The organism is Niveibacterium umoris, assembly GCF_014197015.1.
In the GTDB taxonomy this organism is placed as follows: Bacteria; Pseudomonadota; Gammaproteobacteria; order Burkholderiales; family Rhodocyclaceae; genus Niveibacterium; species Niveibacterium umoris.
Map to the genome: position 1 here is coordinate 158,517 of NZ_JACIET010000002.1, position 16,244 is coordinate 174,760.

Sequence of the window (16,244 nt, forward strand, 5' to 3'; positions counted from 1 at the left end):
CGAGGAGACACCCCAATGGTCCCGCATCTGACAACGGCCCTCACCGGACCGCTTCTGGAACTCGAACGCTGCTTCCTCGACCACGCCACCAGCATCGAGGCCTGGCTGCGGCAGCAATGGCTGGATCACCAACCGCCGTTTTACGGCTCGGTCGATCTGCGCAATGCCGGCTTCAAGCTCGCGCCGGTCGACATGAACCTCTTCCCCGGCGGTTTCAACAACCTGCACGAGAGCTTCCTGCCGCTGTGTGTGCAGGCCGCGCAATCCGCGGTCGAACACATCTGCCCGGACGCTTCGAAGCTGCTGCTGGTGCCCGAGAACCACACGCGCAACCAGTTCTACCTGATGAACGTCGCGAAGCTGGCGAACATCCTTGGCCATGCGGGGCTCAAGGTGCGCATCGGCAGCCTGCTGCCCGACATCACCGAGCCAACCACGCTCGACCTGCCGGACGGCCAGAAGCTCACGCTCGAACCGCTGGTGCGCAAGGGCGACCGCCTCGGCCTCAGGGACTTCGAGCCCTGTGCGGTGCTGTTGAACAACGACCTGTCAGCCGGCGTGCCCGAGATCCTCAAGGGACTCGACTCGCAATGGGTGATCCCGCCGCTGCACGCAGGCTGGACCACGCGCCGCAAGTCGATCCACTTCGGCGCCTACGACCGCGTCGCCGAGGCCTTCGGGAAGATGCTCAAGATCGACCCCTGGCTGATCAACCCCTACTTCGGCCGCTGCGGCAAGATCGATTTCCATGAGCGCGTGGGCGAGGAATGCCTTGCCACACAGGTGGATGCCACCCTCGCGAAGATCCGCGCGAAGTACGCCGAATACGGCGTCGATGACCAGCCCTTCGTGATCGTCAAGGCCGATGCCGGCACCTACGGCATGGGCGTGATGACGGTGCGCGACGCCTCCGAAGTGACCGGCCTCAACCGCAAGCAGCGCAACAAGATGTCGGTGATCAAGGAGGGCATGCAGGTCAGCGAGGTCATCATCCAGGAAGGCGTGCACACCGTCGAAACCGTGAACGGTGGCGTCGCCGAGCCGGTGGTGTACATGCTCGACAAGTACGTTGTCGGCGGCTTCTACCGGGTGAACACCGAGCGCGGCATTGACGAGAACCTCAACGCGCCGGGCATGCGCTTCGAACCGCTGGCCTTCGAGACTGGCTGCAACACGCCCGACTGCATGCTCGGGCCGGACGACGCGCCCAACCGCTTCTACGCCTACGGCGTGGTGGCCCGCCTCGCGCTGCTGGCGGCCTCGGTGGAACTCGAAGAGACGGCCCCGGCGGAGCTCGAACTCGCATGAAGATCGCCTTCATCGTCGATCCGCTCGAAGGACTCAAGCCCTACAAGGATTCGAGCGTCGCGATGATGCGGGCGGCGCAGGCGCGCGGCCATGAGGTCTTCGCACTGCTGCGCGACGACCTGCGCCTGCGCGACGGCATTGTCAGCGCGCGTGCGCAGCCGCTCACGGTATCGGACGACAACGCCCGCTGGTACGCCGCCGGCGAGGCACGCGACTTCAATCTCGCCGCCTTCGATGCCGTGCTGATGCGGCAAGACCCGCCCTTCGACTTCGAGTACATCACCGCCACCTGGCTGCTCGAACGCGCCAAGGCGCAAGGCGCCAAGGTCTGGAACGACCCGCGTGCGGTGCGCGACCACTCGGAGAAGATCGCGATCACCGAGTTCTCGCAGTTCACCGCGCCGACGCTGGTGGCACGCGCCACCGCCGACATCAACGCCTTCATCGACGAATTCGGCGACGTCATCCTGAAGCCGCTCGACGGCATGGGCGGCAGCGGCATCTTCCGCGTGCGCCGCGACGATCCGAACCGCAACTCGATCATCGAGATGCTGGGCCAGCTCGGCAGCCAGACGATCATGGCGCAGCGCTACATTCCGGCGATCAGCGAAGGCGACAAACGCATCCTGATCATCGGCGGCGAAGTCATGCCCTACTGCCTCGCCCGCATCCCCAAGGATGGCGAATCGCGCGGCAACCTTGCCGCCGGCGGCCGCGGCGTCGCACGCCCGCTCACCCCGCGCGACCGCGAGATCGCCGAGACCCTGGCCCCGCAACTGTGGGCGCGCGGCCTGCTGATCGTCGGGCTAGACGTGATCGGCGACTACCTCACCGAGGTCAACGTCACCAGCCCGACCTGCATGGTCGAGATCGAAGCGCAGACGGGCTGTGCAGTCGCCACGAAGGTGATCGAAGCGCTGGAACACAGCTAGCCGGACGCATTTCCGACTTCCGATTGGCGCAAAGGCGACATCCCAAGGCTCCAAGGGCATGCTCGTCCCGCGCAGGCATGGCTGGCAAATGCGCCGACCAACCCCTGCACCGATGCGGCAATGACCTTTCCAGCATGGGCCGATCACACAACGATTAATACAAGGCAAGCGAATTGCTTGCTCGCTACAGTGTGTCGAACCGCTCCGTCTTGCCGCTACCGATGACATTCGCCCGATCACTCACGCTGCTCCGCCTGTTCCCCCTGCTGGTTGCGATCGCCACGCTGGCCGGCTGCGCCCGCAACACGGCCCACCATGAGGAATCCTTCGTGTTCGGGACGCGGGTCGAAATCACGACCTGGGGTGTGCCCGAAGCTCAGGCCGGCAAGGCGGTCGGCGCGGTGCTGCGCGAGTTCGACCGCATGCACCGCGCGTACCACGGTTGGCAGCCTTCCGAGCTGACCACGCTGAACGCGGCGCTGGCGCGAGGCGAAACCGCCACCGTGACGCCGGAGCTGGCCGGCATGCTGGTCGAGGCGAAAGATCTGGCTGCACGCGGCGACCAGCTCTTCGACCCGGCGATCGGCAAGTTGATCGGCCTGTGGGGTTTCCACCGCGACCAGTACGAAGCGGTGACGCCGGACCCGCTCGCCCTGCGCGAAGCGGTAGCCGCCCACCCGACGATGGCCGACCTGGAAATCGAAGGGACGCGGGTCAGCAGCCGCAACCCTGCGGTGCAGCTGGATCTGGGCGGTTACGCCAAGGGCTGGGCGCTGGATCGCGCGGCGGAGATCCTGCGCGCCGAAGGTATCGCCAACGCGCTGATCAATATCGGCGGCAACGTGCTGGCGCTGGGCGCCAAGGGCGAGCAGCCGTGGAAGGTGGGCATCCAGAACCCGCGCGGCGCCGGCGCGCTGGCTGCGCTACCGCTGAAAGACGGCGAGGCGATCGGCACCTCCGGCGACTACCAGCGCTTCTTCGAGCGCGATGGCCAGCGCTTCTGCCACCTGATCGACCCGCGCACCGGCAACCCGGCGACCGAGACGCGCAGCCTCACCATCCTGGTCGCCGCCCGGCCGCGCGCCGGCACCTTGTCGGACGCCGCCAGCAAGCCCGCCTTCATCGACGGCGAGCACTGGCGCGCGCGCGTCGCCGCCTACGGCATCGACCACGCGCTGCGCGTTGATGCCGCCGGGCGCATCGCAGTCACCCGTGCGCTTGCCAAGCGTATCGAGTGGCTCGGTGACGTTCGTGCCGACACGGTCGTGGACTGACACTGCCGCATCACGCACGCAGCGGTTAGAATCGGTCGGATACCTCGGCCTTGCCGACCGGAGACAGCATGATCGGAATCTTTCTCGTCACGCACGGGACCCTCGGCGAGTCGCTGATACAATGCGCTTGTCATGTTCTAAACCGCCGGCCGCCGCAGATCGCGCAGCTCGGCGTGTCGGCCGCCGACGACCCGTTGGATGCCCTGCCGACCGCGCGCTCATTGATGTCCACCGTCGATTCCGGTGACGGCGTGATCGTGCTCACCGACATCTTCGGGGCCACCCCCAGCAACATCGCACTCAAGCTGCTCAAGCCCGGCTCGATTGAAGGCCTGGCGGGCGCCAACCTGCCGATGCTGCTGCGGATCCTGACCTACCGCGAGAAGAACGACATTCATACCGTCATTACCAAGGCCATTGCAGGGGGATGCGATGGCGTGCTGCACATGAAGGTGGATCGCGATGCCAAGAACTGAAGTCGAAATCGTCAACAAACTCGGGCTGCACGCGCGCGCCTCGGCCAAGCTGACCCAGGTCGCCAGCGGCCATGAAGCCGAGGTGTGGCTCGAGCGCAACGGCCGCCGCGTCAACGCCAAGAGCATCATGGGGGTGATGATGCTGGCGGCGGGCAAGGGGACGAAAGTCATCATCGAGACCGAAGGGTCGGACGCCGACGTGGCGATGAAGGCGCTGGTCGACCTGGTTGCCAACCGCTTCGGGGAAGCCGAGTAATGCCGCAAACGGTGGCGCGCCCGGAATCGGTTTCGTTTGCGCTGCACGGGCTGCCGGTATCGCACGGCATCGCGATCGGCTACGCCCACCTGATCTCGCACGCGCTGCTCGAAGTTCATCACTACGTCGTTTCGCCCAAGGCAGTTCAGAAAGAACTTGGCCGCCTCGACGACGCGATCGCCGCAGTCGGCGCGGAACTCGAACTGCTGCGGCAGACGCCCAGCGCGGCCGCTTCGGAAGTCGCGGTGTTCGTCGATCTGCAGATGATGTTGCTGCAAGACCCGCTGCTGATCGAAGAGGCGCGGCAACATATCCGCGAGCGACGCTGCAACGCCGAATGGGCGCTGGTGCAGCAGATGGAGGTGCTGGTCGAGCAGTTCGACGCGATTGAGGACGCTTACCTGCGCGAGCGCAAGGCCGACGTCGTACAGCTGGTCGAACGGCTGGTCAAGAGCCTGCTTGGCCACCCCGGCTATGTGCCGCAGAAACGCCGTGACGGATTCGCGACCATCGTCGTCGCGCATGACCTGTCGCCGTCGGACACGATCCATTTCAAGGATGCGCAGATCGCCGGCTTCGTCACCGACATCGGCGGTGCCACCTCGCACACCGCCATCGTCGCGCGCAGCCTCGCGATCCCGGCGGTGGTCGGCCTGCAGCATGTGCGCCACACGGTGAACGACGGCGACGTGCTGATCGTCGACGGCACCCGTGGCGTGGTGATCGTCGCGCCCGACGAACGGGTGCTCGAGGAATACCGCATCCGCCAGGATCAGCTCGAACTCGAACGCACCAAGCTCAAGCGCATCACCGGCGCCACCGCCCGTACGCTGGACGCCGAGCGGGTGTTCATCAAGGGCAACATCGAACTGCCGCGCGACGCGCAGGGCGTGCGCGAAGTCGAAGCCGATGGCGTCGGCCTGTTCCGGACCGAATTCCTCTTCATGGGCCGCGACGAACTGCCCGACGAAGACGAACAGTTCGAGGCCTACCGCAGCGTGCTCAAGGCGTTGCCCGGCAAGCCGGTGACGATCCGCACGCTGGATATCGGCGCCGACAAGGCCCTGCGCGGCTCCGACGTCCATAACGAACAGAACCCGGCACTCGGGCTGCGCGCGATCCGCTACTGCCTTGCCGAGCCGCGCATGTTCCTGACCCAGTTGCGGGCGCTGTTGCGCGCCTCGCACCACGGCCAGCTACAGATCATGGTGCCGATGCTGGCGACGCTGGACGAGATCACGCAGACCTTCGCGATGATCGAACGCGCCAAGGCCGAACTGCGCGCCGAGAAGATCAAGTTCGACGACGCGGTGCCGGTCGGCGGCATGATCGAGATCCCCGCCGCGGCGCTGTCGGTCGGCCTGTTCGCGCGCAAGCTGCAGTTCCTCTCGATCGGCACCAACGATCTGATCCAGTACACGCTGGCGATCGACCGTACCGACGCCGCCGTGTCGCACCTCTACGACCCATGGCACCCGGCAGTGCTGATGCTGATCCACCGCACCATCCAGACCGCGCTGCGGGTGGGCATCCCGGTGTCGGTGTGCGGCGAAATGGCGGGTGACATCGCCAACACGCGGCTGCTGTTGGGTATGGGCCTGCGCGACTTCTCGATGCACCCGACGCAGATCCTCGAAGTCAAACAGGAAGTCCTGCGCGCCCACGCCGGCGAACTCGCACTCAAGGTCGGCAAGCTGATGAAGCTCGACGAACCGGACAAGGTGCGCGAGGCGATCGAGCGGCTCTGATCGGGTACATGGCGGCAGCGCGTGCCGCCGCCATCACCCGTCACACCGGCAGCGTCTGCGGCCGGCTCGCTTCCTGATGCACCTCGACAAGCTTGGCGCGGGTGTCCTTGTAACGCTGCCAGTCGAAGCCTTCGAGAAAGCGGAAGGCCGCTTTCGCGCCGCGATCGAACAGATCCAGCTTGTCCGCATCCGAGAGGCTGAAGTTCAGCCAGTCGTGGTCCGCCGTATCGATGTAGGTAACCAGTTGCTTGAAGTCCGGGTTCTTGCGGATGAACTCGTAGTCGAGACAATGCCGCGCGGAGTTGAATGTCTGCGTCACCAGCTTGAAGGCCCCGTCGATCACGTGTGAGCGCTCGTCCCACTGCAGCTTGGCACCCAGCGTCGGCCGGGTCGGCACCTTGTAGCTGCAGTGGAAGACGTCGATCGGGAAGTTCGACAGCACCCCGCCATCGACGAACACACATTCGGCCGGCGGGAAACCGTTCTCGACGTCGTGATCGCCGAGCCCGGCCATGTCTTCCCACAGCTTGCGGCGGGCCTCATCGAAAGCCGGCATCGGCACCCGCATCGGCTTGAAGAACAGCGGAATCGACATCGAGCAGCGCGCGAATTCCGCCGGGTTGACCGTCGCCGGGTTATCCCAGTACAGCGCCGCCATGCGGGGGAATTCCACCTTGGTCTCGGTCGCGATATCCGCAGTCACCACGCACAGGTAATCGCGTGCCGGGTCGAGTGGCGGCAACGCAGCCGCACCGTCGAGTTGGGACGCGCGATAGCGGGTGTCGTCGCGCAAGCGCCAACCCGCGGGCGTGGTGCCCATGCGTTGCCGCAGCGCCAAGGTCGACGTCACGCCGCAATGGCCCAGCACATCGTACTTGAGCCAGTCGTGGAAAACCTCGCCGCGATTGAGCGCATGCATCTGCTCGAAGTTGTCGACAACCTGCCCGCCCTTCCACAGCACCTTGGCAAGGCGCGGGCGGGTCAGCATGGTATTGACGAAGTCCGGCGCATCTTCGTCCTCGTCATCCTTGCCATCGACGAAGCTGGCCATGGGCATGTTGGCGACGATCTCGATCAAGCGACTGCTCTTTTCCGCCGCCGGCACATCGATCGCCGCCAGCACCAGCGCTGTGATCGAACCGGCTGACGCGCCGCCGAGCCCGCTGAAACGCAGCCCGGCCTGCTCCAGCACATACACGTAGCCGAGCAGCGCCACCCCCAGCACGCCACCGCCTTCCATCACCAGATCGACATACTGCATGCCTGCATCGTCGATCACGTCGCTGTAGATGCGCTGATCGAGCCCCTCTGCCTTCAGGGCAGCAATGACCGGCTTTACCTGATCGAAGAACTGTTGTGCCTGCATGTCATTTCACCTTTTCTGGCAAGGGTTGGAGGATGCGTCGTGCGCCCGGGCCGGCGCCGACGCCCGCACCTGTGACGCCTCAGGTCTGCGGGAAACCGTTGGGGAAGTTCGGTACCGAGCCGCGCGTCGCGCTGCCCATGCGCTCGTAGCCGCCACCCGTCTTCTTGCGTTTGAGCTGCTGCCACTCCCACGAGATCGCGGTGGCGAGGAAGCCCTCTTCGGGGGCCGCCTCGGGCGGGGTCGCGACCGGGGTTTTCGGATACTTCACGCTGACCTTGTAGTACACGAATTTGCGCGCGGTATTGATCATCGACTTTAGCGTGCTTTCCACCGCGGCCTGATGCGCCGCGTTGCAGCTGAAGGTGATCGGCGTGAGGTTGGCGATGTTGTCGCCGGGGCCGCCGAGCTTGTTGTTCAGCAGGTGGCCCATGACATAAAGCCGCTTGTCGTTGCGTCGCTTGTTCACCTTGTCCCAGATCGGCGGTACCACTGACGGCGAGCTGCCGGCGCCGTGCTCGGGCGTCAGTGGGTCGGCCGTCATGCTCTTACCGCCGCGCTGCGCATCGACGCCACCGTAGCTGACGCTGGTCGGGATGCCGTCGCCAAGCTCCAGCGCCGGGTCGCTGTCATCGGTCGGCACGCCGGCCTGGCGGAACACGCCGCCCAGCGCGTTCAGGTGCTTCTGTACCGTCTTGGCGTGCTTGTCCGCTTCCGCGTCGTCCTTGGCGTTCTTGCCGTCGCGGATCGCCTTGTAGACATCGCGCTTGAGGTCCTTCGCCTGTGACTTGAGGCCGCCGTCGGCGATCTGCCCGATCGCCTCGTCGATCGCGGTCTTCTTGCTCTCGACGTAGATTGCCGGCGCATCCTCGGTGCCTTCGGTCGAGATCGTGTGCGATTCGCCGCTCTTGCTGCGGAAGCCCACGCGGGTCTTCCACCAGTCCGCGATCGCACCGGCCACCGCCTTGATGCCGCGAAGGATCGCGTCGATGCCCGCCTTGACCTTGTCGATCAGCCACAGGATCGCGTCGTCCACCTTCTTGCGGATCGTGTCGACCAGCTCGCGGATCTTCTTGCCGACGCCGCCCAGCCCGACCTGTTCGGCCAGGAAACCGATCACCACCGGCATCGCGCGGCGCATCAGCCCTTCCACCCGCGCGCCCGCCTTGTCGATGGCGCCACTCGCGATCTCCGACGCCGAATCGAGCGCGCTGATCGCGATGCGGATGATCTGCTGCGCATAGCGCTTCACCGCCTTAAAGACCTTGTACACCCGTCGAGCGATATCGACGACCTCCGACAAACCGCCCGACGCTGCGGCGGCCGCGGCGACAATCGCAATCTCTTCTGCCACCTTGCCCGCCACCCATTCGGCCACACCCTGCAGCACCGTACTGCCGAATTCCTTGGCCTTGTCGATGATGCCCTTGGTGTTCTCGGCGGGCGACTTGGAGGTGTCGATCGCACCGCGCACCCAGGCGATCGCGCTGCCGAAGCGGCGCATCCAGGTGCGCAGCTTGTCCACCTTCTTCGGGTCAAAGCGCTTCTTCAGCAGATCGAAGATGTGGTTCACCGACAGCCCCAGCACATCCAGCGCGAAGCCGAACACTGCCATCGGGTCCTTCCAGCTGCTCGGCGCGCTGATGCCCTTCTCGGCCAGTTCGCCGAACAGCCAGCCCTCGATGCCGAAGCCAAGGTGGCTCAGGATGTTCTTGCCGAAGCGCTTGAAACCGGCGCCGGTGGCGCGCACCGCATTTCGCACGAAGTCGATCGGCGCGCGCATCACGCGGTCCCACACCGAGAAGGCCTTGCTGATGAGTTCGCCGAGCAGCTCCGGCGGCACGTCGAAGACCCGCAGCACCAGCCGGAAGCTCGCTTTCACCGCGCCCATCAAGTCGTGGTCCTTGAACACCAGCTTGATCAGGCGGCGAATTTCGGTCTTCGTGCGCGCCCAAGCCTCGCCGTCGCGCGCCAGCGCCTCGAACAGCTCGATCTGGCGCAGGATGATCGGGATCAGGAAGTCGACGAAGGGGTCGCGGATGCAACTCGGGATCATGTCCCAGATCTTTTCGGCGAGCAGCACCGGCAGGCCCCACACGTCCAGCACCACATTCGCGATCCGGCGCAGGAAGGCGATCGCCCGGCCGATGAAGGCGCCCAGCCGGTCCACCATGCCGAGCAGGCCATCCGCCACCTTCATGAGCTTCTGCGTCGCCCACTGCGCGATGTCGTCGATGCGGTCGGCCACCCATTGCGCGGCCGAAACGAGGAAGGCCAGCCCGACGCCCGCGGCCGCGCCGACCCAGCCGCCCACCGCCTTGGCCAGCTTGCCGATCGCGGCCGACATGCCGCGCGCAAGGCTCACCAGCCCACTGCCGAAGCGGTGGGCGCCGCTGCGCAGCGTCGGCAGCAGCGTGTTCTGCAGGTAGGCACGCGCCTGCACCACCATGTTGCCCTTGCCCCAGTGGGCCTTGATCCAGCGCACGCCCTGCACCACGCCGACCACCGCGGCGCCCAGCGCCACCAGCGGCCCGGCCGGCGAAGCGAGTAGCAACACACCGCCCACCACGCCGGCTACCGCCTTGATCTCTTTCTTGTAGGGCGCGGTCACTTCCGCAATGGCGTCCCACACCGTCTCGACCTTGCCTTGCACCCACTGCAGGATGCCGTTCTGCCCATCCGGCCCGTCGCCGATGCCGATCTTGTTCTTGACCCAGGACCAGGCGTCGGCCGAGGCCTTGCGGATCGGCGCACACTTGTCCCACACCCAGCTCGCGAGCTTCTCGATCTGCTCCCACTGTTGCTGCGCAACCTTCTTGATCCAGCCCCACACCGGCGCGCCGACCTTCTCCCACAGCGTGTTGCAGAGGTCTTCGATCTTCTTCACCAGCGGCTGCAGCTTCTCGACGATGGGCGTCAGCAGCTTGGTCGCGAGCTGTTCGATCTTTTCGGCCGCCTGCCGCAGCGGCGTGCAATCGTTGGCGGCGATCTTGCCGACCGCCTCCTGCACCCAGGCAATCATCGGCGCGAAGCGGGCGCTCAACTGCTTGCCGGCATCGGCGACCACCTTCACCGGCGCCATCACGCCATCGATCACGCGCTGGAAGCCGGCGGTGACCTTGTCCTTGACCCAGTCGATGACCGCCTGCGGCCCCTTCTGCACGAAGGGCACCAGTTCCGGCGCGTATTCCTTCAGCAGGTCCATCGCCATGTCCTTGGCGGCCTGCTTGGCGGTGTCGATCGCGCCGCCGACCGCCGCGCCAAGGCGCTCGAGCACGCCCGGCTCCTTGCGCTGTACCGTCGCGCCGGACGTGCGTCCGCTCACGCTGAACGGGCTTCCGGCCACCACCGCGGCACTCGCGCGGTTCGCCTCCGCCTCCAGCCCGTCGCTGCCTCCGCCCAGCCGCTGCACCCGCGGCCGCGCCGGGCCGCGCTGCTGGATCACATGCGCCACCTCGTGCGCCAGCAGGGCGACGTCGTCGGCGCGTTCGCCCTTTGCCAGCACGATGTTTTCGCCGAACGCGAAGGCCCGCGCACCAGCTTGCGCCGCGGCACGCTGGGCGGCCGCATCGGTATGCACCCGCACGCTCGCAAGATCAGCGTTCAGACTGCGTTCGAGACGGCGTCGCACCGGCATCGCCAGCGCCTGCCCCGGCCCCAGCCGGCCCGGCATGCGTTGCGCGGATCCCGCAGCCGGGCGCGCGGGTGCCGCAGCCGGCGCCGCCCGTGCCACCGCCGCGGCGCGCGCCACCGCACTCATGGCTCGGTGCCTTCGCGCAGCGGGCACATCTGCCCGCTCTTGCGATACTCGCGGCGGATCGCCAGCTCCAGCGCGTCAGCGCCGATCGGCCCGCCCGCATCGAGCGCGAGCAGCGCCGCATGCAGCACGACGTTGCGCCACTGCCCGCCTGACAGCGCACAACGCGCCGCAAACCGTGACAACACCTCCGCCGGCACTGCGTGCTCACGTGGCAGGTGGATCGCGAGGATGCGTTCGCGCACGGCTGCGTCCGGCGCCGGGAAGTCGATCGTTACGTCGATGCGACGCAGGAAGGCGCTGTCGATGCGCTCGGCGCTGTTGGTGGTGACCAGCAGGATGCCGTGGAAGCGTTCGACTGCCTGCAGCAGGAAGTTGGTTTCAAGGTTGGCGTAGCGGTCGTTGGCGTTGCTGACACCGGTGCGCCCGGCCATCAGCGCGTCGCCCTCGTCGAGCAGCAGCACCGCGTCGATCGCCTCGGCCGCTTCGAAGATGCGCGAGAGATTGGTCTCGGTTTCGCCGATGTACTTGCTCACGGTGCGCGCCAGATCGATGCGGAAGGCCGGCTTGCCCAGCTGCGCCGCGAGGATGCGCGCCGCGGCAGTCTTTCCGGTGCCCGACGGCCCCTTGAACAGCGCCCGCACGCCCGGCGTGAGGCCCGCGGCAAGCGCAGCACCGACCCCTGCGGCGAGCGCTTCGCGACGCCGGCAGCGCAATTCCAGCCACGCGATTTCCTCGGCCGCGCGCGGCGGCAGCGCGAGTTCGTTCCAGTCGCCGCCGGCCGGCAGCGCTTCGGCCAGCGAGGCCAGCGTTGCGTCGCCGCGGCGCGCGAGCGACGCTGCCAGCGCACGTGCCGGGTCAGCCTGCGTCAGCGCCCGCGTGATCATGCGCTGCCACACCCCCGCCGGCAGGCGATGCGGTTCGGCCAGCGCAAGCGGTGGTTCGTCCCGCCCGGCGGCGGCCCATGCGGCGCGCAGCATGCGTCGGCGATCGTCAGGCGCGGGCGGGTCGAGGCGCAGCACGCTCACCTGCGGCGGCAACTCGCCGCCCCCGAGCGGCAGCAGCACGCAGTCGACCGCATTGACCAGCTGCGGCAAGGCGTCCGGCAACTGGCGGCGTGCATCGAGCACCAGCGCCGCGTCGGCGAGCAGGGCGATCGCACGTGCGGCGGCCACCTCCATGCGGGATGTCGTTGCACTGGCCCGCAAGCTCAGGGTCGCCCGCCCGGTGTCGGCCGCAAGTGCGGCAGCCAGGCTCATCCGCCCGCTGCCGGGCAGGCCACGCAGCGCCAGCGGCGTTGCTGCAGTGCGCGCATCGGCCGGCGCCACGACGTGCTTGAGCGGCAGCGCCTGCGCAGCGGCACGCAGCCGCAGCGCCGGGTCTTCGACGGTGCGGGCGCACAGCGCATCCCACACCGCGAGCGGCACCGCCAGCGACCATGCCGCGCGCGGCCCCTGCATCTCGGCATGCAAGAGGCCCGCGTTGAGCAAGGCCTGCAGACGCTCGCGCACCGCGTCGGGTTCCAGCGCCGGATGGCAGGCGGCAAGCCAGCCCCAGGCGGGACGCGGCGCGCCGTCCTGCAGATCGGCCGCGAGTGCGGCAAAGCGCGGGTCGTCTTCGATCAGGCCGATCTGGAAGACCAGCCCGATCGCCGCATCATCCAGATCCAGCGCAGCCTGCAGACGGCGGATCGGAAGCCCCGACTGTTCCGCTGCCCATGCCGCACCCGCCTCGTGCCAGGCTTGCCAGCAGGTTTCGAGCGCGAGGCCGTCGAGTTCCGGCCGGTCGATCTGTTCGAGGTAATCGTGCAGGAAGGGGTGTTGCGCGAACAGGGTGTCGGGCGAGCCCGCCTTGCGCAGCGCCGGCGCCAGCCAGGCCAGCACCGCGCCGAAGAAGAACAGGCGCGCCTGGTTGGCCGCCCCGGGCGCGACGTCGGCAAAGGCCAGCGGGGCGCGCGGCGCGTTCATCACGACGCCCCGCTGTCGAAGCGGTAGCGCAGCGCGCAACCGGCCGCCGGCAGCCAGCCGAGGTCGCGATCGAGCCCGGCAAGGCGCACCTCGATCGGCAGCGCCGCAAGGCTCATGTGCACCTCGACCGTCTCGCCGATGCGACGTATCCGCGCCGGCCGGCACAACACCTGCTCGGCCGCGGTGTCCGGCGGGAACCCGGTCGCGGCTCCAAGCCTCGCACGCACGAAAGGCACCAGCCGCGCGATCCACTCGGGCCAGCTCGTGATCGCCCGCGGCAGGCGGCGTCCACGCAGGGGCGTGTGCCGTGGCGCGCGCCAGCCGGGCCAGTCTTCACCTCGCAACGCGCTGTCGCGCGGCAGGTCGGCGACGCAGAACCCGGCCGGGTGCCACAAGGCATGTCTGCGCTTGGTCTGCGCACTGCGCCACGATGCGCGCTGTGCCGCCCACGGAACAAGCCAGCCGGGGGGCAAGCGCCAATCGGGAGGTGGGGCGCCGGCCCACAACCCCGGCACGCAGTCACGCGGCCTGCCCGCGGCATCGGCTAGCCAGTCTGCGAGCGGGTCCGCCGCGAACGCCTCGCCCAGCATGGCGGTGGCAAGCAGCGCAAGGAAGTCCCACGGATGCAGGGCGAGTCCGCGCTCAGCCGGCCGGCTGAAGTCGGGATACAGGTCCAACGCGAGCGCCAGGTTGAGCAGGTGGAAGACACCGCCGCAGTCGGATACAAGCGCCTGCCCGGCATGCAGATCGCGCGGCGCGGCAGTACGCGGCTCGCCCGCCGATGGCAACCGGGCGGGGGGTTCCAGCGGAAGTGGCGCGGGTTCTGACCAGTCCAGAGGAGGCGGAAGCGCGGGCGCCACGGCGGGCGGATAGGGGCCGCCTGCCGCGGGTCGCGCTTGTTCGCGGCCAAGCGGGCGCTCCTCGATCGGCGTGGGTAGTGCGCTCTGCGCATCCGCGGCCGGGGTCGGGGCCTGCGCGTCGTTTGCCGCCAACAGGATCGCCGGGGCAACACGTCCGACGCCATGCATCACGCGGATCGGGCGAAGCGGCTCGGCCCGGCCGACGTGCGCCTGAACCGCAGCGCGCCCCACATCCCCCTGATCGACGGCGGGCAGCGCCTGCGACTGAGCATCGCGCAGCGCAGACCTTGCTTCAGCGGGTGCCACTGTCGCCGCATCGGCAATCCAGCTTGCGGGTGGCAAGGGTGCCGCCGCCATCGCGGAAGGCAGGCGCTGCAGGCCCAGCGCGAGCCAAAGCCAGGCCCGCGGCGCTTCGCCGAGGCTGCGCGCGTCGGCGGTGTCGCAATCGGCAAGCGCATCCGCAATCACGCAGGATGCGTCAGCGCCCGCCGGACCCGGTGTGTCGCTGAGGCCGAAGCACTGCTTCAAGTGCTGGCGCAGGATCGCAGCCTGCGTCGCGCAACGCTGCACGAAGGCCACCGCAGCACGGCGTTGTGCCAGCAGGGCCATCGCCCCAGGTACGGCCTGCGGATGTTGCAACCACGCAGCCAGCACGCCCGCCGCCCCGGGCTGCGGCAGGCTGCACCACCACCAGCAGCTTTCGATGCGGTGGGCGAGCAGATCGAGGGCCGCGCAGGCGAGCCACTCCGCGGTGTCGGCGAAGCGCACCGCCAGCGCATCCGGCGTGACCGTTTCCGCCCAGGGTCGACGTGCGGCGGCAAGGCGCGCACGGGTCTGTTCGACGATCGGCCGCCAGTCAGCATGGGCGCGATCGAGCGGCGCGGAAAGAACGCCCTCGCCCAGCACGCCGCCGGCTTCGCGCAGACACAGGATCGCCTCGCCCGGATCGAGCCCGCGCATGGCCGCATCCACCCGCCGCGCGAGGCGCGCCTGCAGGTCGGGCGCAAAGGCGCTGCCGCGCACCCTTGCCCGCACGATGCGCAGGCCGTCCATCGTCAGCCGCCTTTTCCGCCCTTGGCAGCCGGCTTCTTGGCACCGGTTCGTTTGCTCGGCGCCGGCTTGGCGGCGGGTGCCCGCGCCGGCGATTTCTTGGGCGCCGGCGCACTGCGAATCCCGATGGTCGCGGCGGGCTTTTCAGCGATGGTCGACACGCCCACAGCCGGCCGTGCGCTGAGCGCGGTCTCGGACGCCACCACCGGCTGCGCCAGTGCAAGCCCCGACACCACACCGGGTGCCGCCGCGACCGGGCCGGAACTGATCACCATGCCCGGGCTGGCGGCTTCCGCCCGCACCAGGTCCACATTCAGCACGCCGCTGCCTGCCACTGCCGGATTGCCCGCTGATGCCGGGTTCGCGACGACGCTCGCCGCACCCTGCGCCAACGTGCCGGCGCTGATGGCACCGGCGTTCAGAAGACCGGACGAGAGTTCGGTGAAGTCCGTGCGCAAGAGGCGCAATCTCGGATACGCGGCCACCTCCACCTGCAGGATCAGGCCGGGATCGAAACGCGCTTCCGGCCCGAGCGGCTGGAAGCCGATCTCGAAGAAGCCGGGATCGACACGCAGCACATAGGGCATCACGGTCGCGATGCCGCCGCGGTGGTCGGCATCGACCAAGGTGAAGCGGAAGAAGTAGGTGTTGAAGGTCGGGTTGTAGCCGTCGAACGTGAAGCGCGCAGCACGCAGATCGGCGCTGACGAAATTGCCAAGCATCGACGTCACGCCCCAGACGCTGCCTGTGGTGACGATGCCACGATTCTGGATCGCGGCCGCGGCCACCACCACCGGTGTCGCCTGCGGCGCGGCAACCGGCCGCCACGCGTTGTTGGAGAAGCCCAGCAACTGCCCTTCGGCCGGCGCATTGGCGAGCACGCTCTTGCCCTGCAACGCGCTGATCTGGTTCGCCGCGGTGGTGCCGGTGACATCCCCCGTCATCGTCGCTGGCCCGGTGTTGCCGGCCAGTGCGTTGAGGCGGTCGATGATCGCGTTCATCAGCGTTGCCGTGATCAGCTCGCCGGGCTGCACATGCGACAGGGTCGCCGTAACGGTGGGCCGCAGCACGCCGGGGTCGATGGTGCCGATGATGCCGGTGTTGAGCAGGCCCGGTGCGATGTGCAACAGATCATCGCGGATCGCGCTGCTGGCGAGCGGTTGCGCGAGGGCCGCGGCGGCCGCGCGTTGCACGCCGGTGGCGTTGAGGGCGGTGCTGGTCACGCTCTTGATCAGGTCGGCCATGTCGGTCTC

At 68.1% G+C, this 16,244-nt stretch carries 11 protein-coding genes; 6 read left to right on the forward strand and 5 right to left on the reverse strand.

The features are described from left to right. Positions 1-15 precede the first annotated feature (15 nt). The 6 genes from gshA to ptsP all read left to right on the forward strand — a co-directional run bounded on the left by gshA (position 16) and on the right by ptsP (position 5,994). Entirely contained in the window at positions 16-1,308 is a 1,293-nt protein-coding gene (gshA, locus tag GGR36_RS12870) for a glutamate--cysteine ligase (RefSeq protein ID WP_183635144.1), read from the forward strand. Beyond that, entirely contained in the window at positions 1,305-2,240 is a 936-nt protein-coding gene (gene gshB, locus GGR36_RS12875; protein ID WP_183635145.1) for a glutathione synthase, read from the forward strand. Before gshA ends, gshB begins: the two co-directional genes overlap by 4 nt. Before the next feature lie 221 nt (positions 2,241-2,461). Beyond that, a complete protein-coding gene (locus GGR36_RS12880) occupies positions 2,462-3,514 on the forward strand; it encodes an FAD:protein FMN transferase (protein ID WP_183635146.1) in 1,053 nt (350 codons plus the stop codon). Between the two features lie 68 nt (positions 3,515-3,582). Further along, positions 3,583-3,990 (forward strand): PTS sugar transporter subunit IIA, encoded by a 408-nt coding sequence (locus tag GGR36_RS12885; RefSeq protein ID WP_183637027.1) that lies wholly within the window; start codon positions 3,583-3,585, stop codon positions 3,988-3,990. Beyond that, the gene (locus GGR36_RS12890; protein ID WP_183635147.1) at positions 3,977-4,246 is read left to right on the forward strand and encodes an HPr family phosphocarrier protein; all 270 of its coding nucleotides are present in this window, start codon (positions 3,977-3,979) and stop codon (positions 4,244-4,246) included. Before GGR36_RS12885 ends, GGR36_RS12890 begins: the two co-directional genes overlap by 14 nt. Then, the gene (gene ptsP, locus GGR36_RS12895; protein WP_183635148.1) at positions 4,246-5,994 is read left to right on the forward strand and encodes a phosphoenolpyruvate--protein phosphotransferase; all 1,749 of its coding nucleotides are present in this window, start codon (positions 4,246-4,248) and stop codon (positions 5,992-5,994) included. The genes GGR36_RS12890 and ptsP overlap by 1 nt, the downstream gene beginning before the upstream one ends. 40 nt (positions 5,995-6,034) lie before the next feature. Here the strand turns inward: ptsP and GGR36_RS12900 are convergent, their stop codons facing one another. The 5 genes from GGR36_RS12900 to GGR36_RS12920 form a co-directional block, all read right to left on the reverse strand. After that, a complete protein-coding gene (locus GGR36_RS12900; protein ID WP_183635149.1) occupies positions 6,035-7,360 on the reverse strand; it encodes a patatin-like phospholipase family protein in 1,326 nt (441 codons plus the stop codon). Positions 7,361-7,439: 79 nt separating this feature from the next. Continuing rightward, positions 7,440-11,117 (reverse strand): eCIS core domain-containing protein, encoded by a 3,678-nt coding sequence (locus GGR36_RS12905; protein WP_183635150.1) that lies wholly within the window; start codon positions 11,115-11,117, stop codon positions 7,440-7,442. Further along, complete coding sequence (locus tag GGR36_RS12910; RefSeq protein WP_183635151.1) at positions 11,114-13,081, reverse strand: ATP-binding protein; 1,968 nt, start codon at positions 13,079-13,081, stop codon at positions 11,114-11,116. The genes GGR36_RS12905 and GGR36_RS12910 overlap by 4 nt, the downstream gene beginning before the upstream one ends. Next, the gene (locus GGR36_RS12915) at positions 13,081-14,994 is read right to left on the reverse strand and encodes a hypothetical protein (protein ID WP_183635152.1); all 1,914 of its coding nucleotides are present in this window, start codon (positions 14,992-14,994) and stop codon (positions 13,081-13,083) included. The genes GGR36_RS12910 and GGR36_RS12915 overlap by 1 nt, the downstream gene beginning before the upstream one ends. A 2-nt stretch (positions 14,995-14,996) precedes the next feature. Next, positions 14,997-16,235, reverse strand: a complete 1,239-nt coding sequence (locus GGR36_RS12920) for a hypothetical protein (RefSeq protein ID WP_183635153.1) — start codon at positions 16,233-16,235, stop codon at positions 14,997-14,999. Between the last annotated feature and the right edge of the window lie 9 nt (positions 16,236-16,244).